At 43.1% G+C, this 7,133-nt stretch carries 13 protein-coding genes and 1 pseudogene; 2 read left to right on the forward strand and 12 right to left on the reverse strand.

What is annotated here, in order from left to right:
- Positions 1–109: 109 nt before the first annotated feature.
- Positions 110–793 (forward strand): aminoglycoside phosphotransferase family protein, encoded by a 684-nt coding sequence (locus ACXAC4_RS19615; RefSeq protein ID WP_475164872.1) that lies wholly within the window; start codon positions 110–112, stop codon positions 791–793.
- On the opposite strand, the gene ACXAC4_RS19620 is transcribed toward ACXAC4_RS19615, so the two are convergent.
- From ACXAC4_RS19620 to ACXAC4_RS19675, 12 genes and pseudogenes are all read right to left on the reverse strand, one after another.
- Positions 721–885: a hypothetical protein gene (locus ACXAC4_RS19620; protein ID WP_475164873.1), complete on the reverse strand. Its 165-nt coding sequence runs from the start codon at positions 883–885 to the stop codon at positions 721–723. The genes ACXAC4_RS19615 and ACXAC4_RS19620 overlap by 73 nt on opposite strands.
- Positions 885–1,055: a mannitol dehydrogenase family protein gene (locus tag ACXAC4_RS19625; protein WP_475164875.1), complete on the reverse strand. Its 171-nt coding sequence runs from the start codon at positions 1,053–1,055 to the stop codon at positions 885–887. The genes ACXAC4_RS19620 and ACXAC4_RS19625 overlap by 1 nt, the downstream gene beginning before the upstream one ends.
- A pseudogene (locus tag ACXAC4_RS19630) lies at positions 1,036–1,401 on the reverse strand (mannitol dehydrogenase family protein). Before ACXAC4_RS19630 ends, ACXAC4_RS19625 begins: the two are co-directional and overlap by 20 nt.
- 62 nt (positions 1,402–1,463) lie before the next feature.
- A complete protein-coding gene (locus ACXAC4_RS19635) occupies positions 1,464–1,844 on the reverse strand; it encodes a PTS mannitol transporter subunit IIA (RefSeq protein WP_475164876.1) in 381 nt (126 codons plus the stop codon).
- 13 nt (positions 1,845–1,857) lie between these two features.
- A complete protein-coding gene (locus ACXAC4_RS19640; RefSeq protein ID WP_475164878.1) occupies positions 1,858–2,271 on the reverse strand; it encodes a PTS sugar transporter subunit IIA in 414 nt (137 codons plus the stop codon).
- Complete coding sequence (locus tag ACXAC4_RS19645; protein ID WP_475164880.1) at positions 2,162–3,421, reverse strand: BglG family transcription antiterminator; 1,260 nt, start codon at positions 3,419–3,421, stop codon at positions 2,162–2,164. The genes ACXAC4_RS19640 and ACXAC4_RS19645 overlap by 110 nt, the downstream gene beginning before the upstream one ends.
- On the reverse strand, positions 3,415–3,672 hold the full coding sequence (locus ACXAC4_RS19650) for an HTH domain-containing protein (RefSeq protein WP_475164881.1): 258 nt from the start codon (positions 3,670–3,672) through the stop codon (positions 3,415–3,417). Before ACXAC4_RS19650 ends, ACXAC4_RS19645 begins: the two co-directional genes overlap by 7 nt.
- A gap of 71 nt (positions 3,673–3,743) precedes the next feature.
- Positions 3,744–3,950 carry an HTH domain-containing protein gene (locus tag ACXAC4_RS19655; protein WP_475164882.1) on the reverse strand — a complete coding sequence of 69 codons (207 nt, stop codon included), beginning with the start codon at positions 3,948–3,950 and terminating at the stop codon, positions 3,744–3,746.
- A 423-nt stretch (positions 3,951–4,373) separates the two neighbouring features.
- Positions 4,374–4,703 (reverse strand): hypothetical protein, encoded by a 330-nt coding sequence (locus ACXAC4_RS19660; protein WP_475164884.1) that lies wholly within the window; start codon positions 4,701–4,703, stop codon positions 4,374–4,376.
- Entirely contained in the window at positions 4,621–5,097 is a 477-nt protein-coding gene (locus ACXAC4_RS19665; RefSeq protein ID WP_475164887.1) for a PTS transporter subunit EIIC, read from the reverse strand. The genes ACXAC4_RS19660 and ACXAC4_RS19665 overlap by 83 nt, the downstream gene beginning before the upstream one ends.
- A 316-nt stretch (positions 5,098–5,413) precedes the next feature.
- Entirely contained in the window at positions 5,414–5,758 is a 345-nt protein-coding gene (locus ACXAC4_RS19670; RefSeq protein WP_475164888.1) for a PTS transporter subunit EIIC, read from the reverse strand.
- A gap of 791 nt (positions 5,759–6,549) precedes the next feature.
- Positions 6,550–6,720, reverse strand: coding sequence for a hypothetical protein (locus ACXAC4_RS19675; protein WP_475164889.1), 171 nt, complete (start codon positions 6,718–6,720; stop codon positions 6,550–6,552).
- Positions 6,721–6,893: 173 nt separating this feature from the next.
- Between ACXAC4_RS19675 and ACXAC4_RS19680 the strand changes: the two genes are divergently transcribed.
- On the forward strand, positions 6,894–7,133 hold a 240-nt coding region (locus tag ACXAC4_RS19680), incomplete at its 3' end, for a thiamine pyrophosphate-binding protein (protein WP_475164891.1).

The following is a 7,133-nucleotide window of genomic DNA, read 5'->3' on the forward strand; positions in this document are numbered from 1 at the left end:
ACGTATTGCTAAGGTTAACGACGGTTAGATTCACCTCTTACACAGCACCTATTTTATTAAACGATTTGGGATCAAGCACCTAGCAGATCGTTTAAGTTCGGATAGTCGAATGACAGACTACAAGGCCGTTTTATCTTTGTTACCACAAATTGCCTCTATATCACCCAGCCAGTGGATGAAACCGTACGACGACGATTTTATATGTTTAGAAATCAATATTTTCAAAGAGTGGTTGCTCGAGAAATGGCTAGGTTTAAGTGTATCGGCGGAGCATCAAAGACTTTGGCATGAACTGGTAACGAGTTTAATTGAGGTTATGCTACAGCAACCCCAAGTGACGATGCATCGGGATTTTCATTCTAGAAATATCATGAAAACGTCAGGTGGGTGGGCGTTAATTGACTTTCAAGACGCTGTTCAAGGTCCAATCAGTTATGATGCGGTCTCTTTGCTCAAAGACTGTTATTTCACTTTACCTGAGCATGAGTTTGAACAATTGCTTAAATACAACTACGAGCTGTTTTATAAACAAGATTTGATGGCTGATTTATCATTTGGACAATATTGCGACTACTTCCACCTGACTGGTTTACAACGGCATCTAAAAGCCGCAGGGATATTTTGCCGCTTGCTTCTGAGGGATGGTAAATCAGGGTATCTACAAAATATTTTACCAACATTAGATTATATTCTTGAAACAAGTAAACAGTATGAACAATTTCAATGGCTTGCAACTTGGCTCGACAATGAGATAATTCCTGCAGTTAAGCGTAAGTTAGAGCCGCAGACATGAAAGCAATGATCCTTGCAGCAGGTAGAGGCAAACGTATGATGCCTTTGACTGCTTTCTACCACCCATTCATAATAAGGTTCAACCTTGACCATTAAAGGATCATCATTACTTTGATCCGGGACAATTCTGTCCCCACGGCCGCATTCGGAAATCCGATCAAACCAACCAATTGGTCATGCTTAGATTCATCCATGTTTTCAAGCACATGCTGCTTCAACGCTTCCGATCCGCCGATCATGTTTTCACAAGCAATGACGTTCAATGGACCAGCTTGACTCTCCCATCCGCTTTTCCAGGCCTTCTGCCAATAGCTTTGAAATAACAGAAAGAATGGTAGGTCCAACAGCCGTAGTAACAAGGTCCGCTGTAGCGATCGCTTCTACAACTGCTTGCGGCTGTTTCATACTATTCAATGCACTAACATGTTTAACAGTAATCCCCGTATTACTCCACCAGCCAATTCAACTTTATACTGATTGCGTTCATTCAGCATGATCAATCAATGCTTCATTGGCGTCCACAAAAACCGTCTCATAACCCGACTGATCGAGAAGCGCACCAATGAACCCGCGTCCTATATTCCCTGCTCCGAAATGAACAGCCTTCATCTTACTCCACCTCGCTGAACGTTTGTAGAACTTCTTCCTTCGTTTCTGCCGCAATCAATTTTTCAACGTTCTCTTCTTCTGAACCAGAGCACAACGACGATTTGAGACAAGATTTCCAAATGCTCGTTCCCTTTTCCAGCGATCCCAATAAGAAGTTTGACGATATTTCCATCTCCGAAATCAACGCCTTCTGGTACTGTGACAACCGAAATCCCTGTTTCATTAACGGACTTTTTGGCATCCTCTGTCCCGTGAGGAATTGCTACAAAGTTCCCCATGAACGTAGATGTGATTTCCTCACGCTTCAGCATCTCTTGGATATAGGCTTCATCCACATACCCTTGTTCATTCAAGATTCCACCAACATAACGGATCGCGTCTTCTTTCGTTGCCAAGCTCTTGTTCAGTTCAATGTTTTCTTTTTTCAAAATGTTTGTAGACATAGTAAAAACTCCCTTATTCTTTAGATTTAATAAATGTATAAAGCTTGTTTGCTATATATTGAAGGATTTTCTCTTCATTATCTGATTGTAAAATGGACGTACACTCATCGTCTTCTATAATGAGAGAACTAATGAAGCTTAACGTCTCCAACCCCTCTTGATCCGGGGCTTCAGGTGCGAGCATGAGTAACATCGTCTTTAAAGACATCTCCTCCCCGTCCATGCCTTCGACTCTTAAAGGTTCATTCAAAATATGGACAGAAAAAGAGGGTTGGTCGATAGCAGAACTCCGCGCATGATAAAGAGCGAGGCTTGTGTCAGGGATCCCTAGTCCACCGATGGCTTCCCGGTCCAACAAGTGATTTACGATACGATCCACTTCCGAAACGGCCCCACATTCTTGCAAATGATGAATCGCCTGTCCCAATGCACTTCCAATTTGGGAAGCTTCTTATATTCGTTACAGAAAGATGATCAAGAATCTTTCTGATGTTTTCAGCATAGCGTTCATATGCCTTGATCTTCTCTTGTATGGCCTGAAACGACTTCTCACCGTCGCCCTTCGGTGCCATCACCGGTTTTTTCATTTGTTTCGTCACACGTACCCTTCGGATCGTATGCTCAAATTTGTGAATATCCTTCTGAGGTAAGACAGGACTCACCTGCACATAGCCTTCTACATCAACGAGAGCGATGGTCGATACAATCAAGTCGTACTGGGAGATGTCCATCCCTTTAAGGTCAAACAATGAATGATGCTCAATCTGTTCAATTTCATTGAATCTCTTTTGTAACTTGGCTGCCAGTATTTTGGCGGTACCGATTCCGCTTGAACAGACGACAAGCACATTAATTCCAGCTACACCTTCCATATTCAGAAGTGCCGATGCAAAATGCATCACGATAAAAGCGGTTTCTTCTCGAGGGAAAGGCAATTCAGGAAAGACCTCTAGCAGCGACATCTCTACTTCTTCGAACAAAACAGGGTAATCTTTTTCCATTTGATCGGTGAATGAGTTTTCGATATCCATGTTGTGCTGCAGACGGTAAACACTGGGTTTCAAGTGGACAACAAGATCATTCAGTAATCGGTCGTATTCGTTAAAATTCATTCCGACACGACTAGAAACTTTTGCAATCAGCTGCTTCGCTTTAAAAGCAATGCTCATACTGGATTCTTCTAACAGCGAATCACGATTGTACCTTGCCTTCGCCCCCATCAAATGCATCGTAATATACCCTGTTTCGGCTTCTGGGATTGTGAGGTGAAAGGCGCGCGCCAATTGATCGATCCAGTCTTCTGCGAACGAATACTCTTTCGTAGACCGAAGCTTTTCCAACTGTGTTTCATCGATATGGATTTTTTCCCCTTGCTGTATGCGTTCAATCGCTAAAGCAAGGTGTACGACCAATGCAATGTAGGCACTATCTGCTAGAGGATACGACAAATCCTTTTTCAAATCCCCGACGTGATATTCAATAAGTGCAAGGGTTTCTTTATTCACGATGTCCAGCAAATGTCCAGACAAAGATTCTTCAGTCCCTTGATTCCCTTCCTGGATGTTTTGCCTTACCATGAGCAAAAATCCAACTTGTTCATGTGAGACATAATCAATTGACTGATGGCTTTCCGTATGCCGGATTCTGCTCCGACCACTTCAACGCCATAGCCTCGTTTTCTAACAAGCTTCAACTGAAAATCCTTGAGGTGATCTTCAATTTTATCGAGGTCATGGCTGATGGTTGCTACAGTGACACCAAGATCGTTGGCAATCGACACAAGTTTCACAGGTTCACGAGTTTCCAAAAGTTTCGATAAAATCAACACATGCCGTTCTTCCTGAGTGTAATCCACAGAAACTTGTTGAATTAACTCCAGTCTCAGCGACTTCTTTTCATCTACAGGCCCTTTAACAAAAGGACGCCCCCTGAAGCTTTCTCAAGCGATAAGTCTCTTTCAGCCAAAATATCTGCAATTCCTTTCAAGTCACGATGAACCGTTCTCGTGCTTATATCGAGCTCGTTTGCCAATTGCTTTACGGTCACTTGATCTTCTTGACCAAGCAAACGATCTAGAATCTTCCTTTCACGCCCTGTCACATACATCCCCGACCCACCTCCTTCAAGGACAAGTTTTAATAACTATTGTTTCTATAGTTCCATGATATGTTGTAGAGAAAGGGTTTTCAATAAATAGAAAAGTCATCTTCGTCACACCCCTTGTGACAAAATTTAATAACTTTGTCAGTGTCATGAGAGCATTTATCGGTGACTTTTGCCCATTTATCAGTGGTTTTGAGTATTTTATCAGTGACTTTGAGTGATTTATCAGTGACTTTTAGACTTTTATCAGTATCTCCCTCATTTTTATTAGCGTACGAACGAATAAACAAAGGCCTGATCGAAGGAGATCAGGCCTTTAGCAGTTATTCGGATTTGAGTTCATTCACAAGTTCATCATACTTTGGACTGTTCAGGAAATTGTCTACAGAGATGTGATGAGCGTTCGGTACTCTTTGTACGGCGCGTTCATGTCAAGTCCTTGTGGGTGATGACAATGTCCACATCGCTTGGCAGATCATTGATCGCCATGTTCGTCACATCTATATCGATCCCGGATTTCTTGAACTTGTTCTTCAAGAGCGATGCTCCCATCGCACTGGATCCCATTCCTGCATCACAAGCGAAGATGATTTTATCGACATCGCTGCGATCTACAGAAGGTACGACGCTTGTATTTCTTCTTGAGCTTGCTTGTTGCGCGTCTTCTTTCTGCTCATCTTGTTGAGAATTCAACTGGCCGGAAACAGAACTCTTCTTCCCTTTCATTTCTTCCATTTTTGCCGTAGCTTCGTTCAATTGTTCTCTCCTCATTGTTCTTACTGAATTTAAGAATCAAGGAAGCGACAAGGAATGAGGCTAGTGTCGCAACAAGAACACCTGCAATCACTCCAAGGTGATCCCCTCTCGCAGTCAATGGCATTAGCGCCACGATACTTCCTGGAGATGGAGTGGCCGTCAAACCGACACCAAATGCCACAAACGTTGTCGTTCCGGTTACACCACCGGCAATGGCTGCTAGAATCAATGCCGGCTTAGACAGGATGTACGGGAAGTAAATTTCGTGAATACCACCAAGGAAGTGGATAATGGCAGCCCCTGGCGCTGTCTGACTGGAAATTCCTTTTCCAAAGATACTGAAGGCTAATAGAATGCCCAATCCAGGACCCGGGTTTGTTTCAAGTAAGAACAAGATCGATTTCCCATAGTTCCTGGGTCTGATCTACAGCAATTGGACTTAGATATCCCGTGGTTGATGGCATTGTTTAAGAACAAGATTTTCGCAGGTTCAATGAAGATGTTGACGAGTGGAAGCAGCCCTGCATTGACCAAGAGCTTCAACACGCATGAGCCTAAGCATATTCGTCAATCCTGACATAATTGGACCGATGATATAATAGCCGAGAATAGCCAGAATAGCACCAATGCTATACCAGCAGAGAAGTTATTGACAAGCATTTCAAAACCGGATTTGACTTTTCCTTCAAAAAGTTTGTCCACCCATTTGATCAGCTAACCACCAAGCGGACCAATCTAGCATCGCGCCCAAGGAACATCGGAATGTCTGCACCTACGATGACACCCATTGTAGCTGTCGCACCTACGACACCTCCGCGCAAGCCGTGAACCAGTCGTCCACCGGTAAAACCAATCAGTAATGGCAGCAGGTAGGTGATCATCGGACCGACCATTTCTGCTAAGTCTTCATTTGGAAAGTATCCATCAGGAATAAATAAAGCCGTGATAATACCCCAAGCAATAAAAGCGCCAATGTTCGGCATGATCATTCCGCTCAAAAAGCTCCCGAACCGCTGAACACGAGCCCTTGCACCTGTTTGTTGTTTCTCACTCATGAGAGTTCCTCCTCGTCTCGTTATGTTCTAGCTTTTTCTGTACTTTCATGATAAAGCGGTTACAACCTCGTTCTCAAGACAATCTAAATGCAGCTTTGTCAAAACGAGACTGTGACAAATCTAAAAAGGGATAGAAATAATGAAAGACGTCCGACCACTATGACTGTGTTCGGAGCGTCTTCTTTCAACCTCTTTTTTTATTTATGACTACTTTTATTCCTTTTGCTAACCAATGATGGAACGAATAGCGCAAAGCCGATACGGATATAACTTCCGAATTCAGTAAGGAAAACGTTCCATGAGAAGTTCATACACTCCCCACGTCATCAAGACAGTCCATATTGCATATGATGCCCCCAGGGTACGATGGATTGGTATGAAAAGTATTCCAGGTAGGTGACCAATGTGAAACCAGTAAATAAACAAAAATATCCGATCCTCTGATCCCATCCCCATTGATGATTGATTAAAGCAAACATAATTAAGATGATTGAAAAAATGAATAATAGAGCACGTGCAGAAAGAGTCTTTTTTCATTGCGCCCCGTATTCTTTCTCTTTTTTCTTTTTTCCAAGCTTTTCATAGTAAGGTTCAATGCCTGCCCATTTGCCAATCAGCTTGATCATTACAAAAAAGAAGACACCTTCTATGGTGACACCTTTGAGCTGTGTCTGCCGACAGCAACTCTGCGTATATGGTGGTTGGAATGATAGCCATGCCTTTGGAAAATACAAAGGTCATTCCAAATGCAAGTCCCAACATACCGAATCCCTTCCATATGGGATCCACTCCTAAAAACCAGAGCAGAATGAACCATTCAAACCAATGGAGATAATGATCACCGCTTTACCAACTTCAACATCAACCCCTGTAAGAACGGCTCCAAAAACCACCATCGATATAGATAAAAACACCATCACCAGAGTAGGTGTTTTTCGTTTTGTCTTAAGTGATGGATCCATTTCTTCACACTTTTCCCCCCTTGTGAAAATCTCTCCTCTCATTTTATCGCTGGACCAACAGAGAGACCAATGAGCATCATTCTCCAATCTTTTTCTCATAACTTCTCTGGTGATAACGCAAAATAAGAAAGACAAGGAGGAAAAGAAATGAACGTTGCTCAACTATTGATCCAATGCTTCCGAAAAATGAAGGCGTCGAATACATTTTCGGAGTGCCTGGTGAAGAGAACATTGACCTTATGGATGCTTTGCTGGACTCCCCCATCGAATTCATTACGACCCGCCACGAAACGAGTGCTGCTTTTATGGCCGGAACCTATGGAAGGCTTACTGGGAAGCCTGGTGTCTGTCTGGCTACGCTTGGACCTGGCGCGACCAACCTGTTGACGGGTGTGGCGAATGCGAACATGGAC

The organism is Pseudoalteromonas sp. AWM4_233 (genome assembly GCF_056158285.1).

What these genes read in the sequence shown, in the direction of transcription:
- ACXAC4_RS19655 (WP_475164882.1), bottom strand. Translation starts at nt 3,950, where the DNA reads ATGTATGTGACAGGGCGTGAAAGGAAGATTCTAGATCGTTTGCTTGGT.
- ACXAC4_RS19675 (WP_475164889.1), bottom strand. Translation starts at nt 6,720, where the DNA reads ATGGATCCATCACTTAAGACAAAACGAAAAACACCTACTCTGGTGATG.
- ACXAC4_RS19615 (WP_475164872.1), top strand. Translation starts at nt 110, where the DNA reads ATGACAGACTACAAGGCCGTTTTATCTTTGTTACCACAAATTGCCTCT.
- ACXAC4_RS19620 (WP_475164873.1), bottom strand. Translation starts at nt 885, where the DNA reads ATGGTCAAGGTTGAACCTTATTATGAATGGGTGGTAGAAAGCAGTCAA.
- ACXAC4_RS19645 (WP_475164880.1), bottom strand. Translation starts at nt 3,421, where the DNA reads ATGGTAAGGCAAAACATCCAGGAAGGGAATCAAGGGACTGAAGAATCT.
- ACXAC4_RS19670 (WP_475164888.1), bottom strand. Translation starts at nt 5,758, where the DNA reads ATGAGTGAGAAACAACAAACAGGTGCAAGGGCTCGTGTTCAGCGGTTC.
- ACXAC4_RS19635 (WP_475164876.1), bottom strand. Translation starts at nt 1,844, where the DNA reads ATGTCTACAAACATTTTGAAAAAAGAAAACATTGAACTGAACAAGAGC.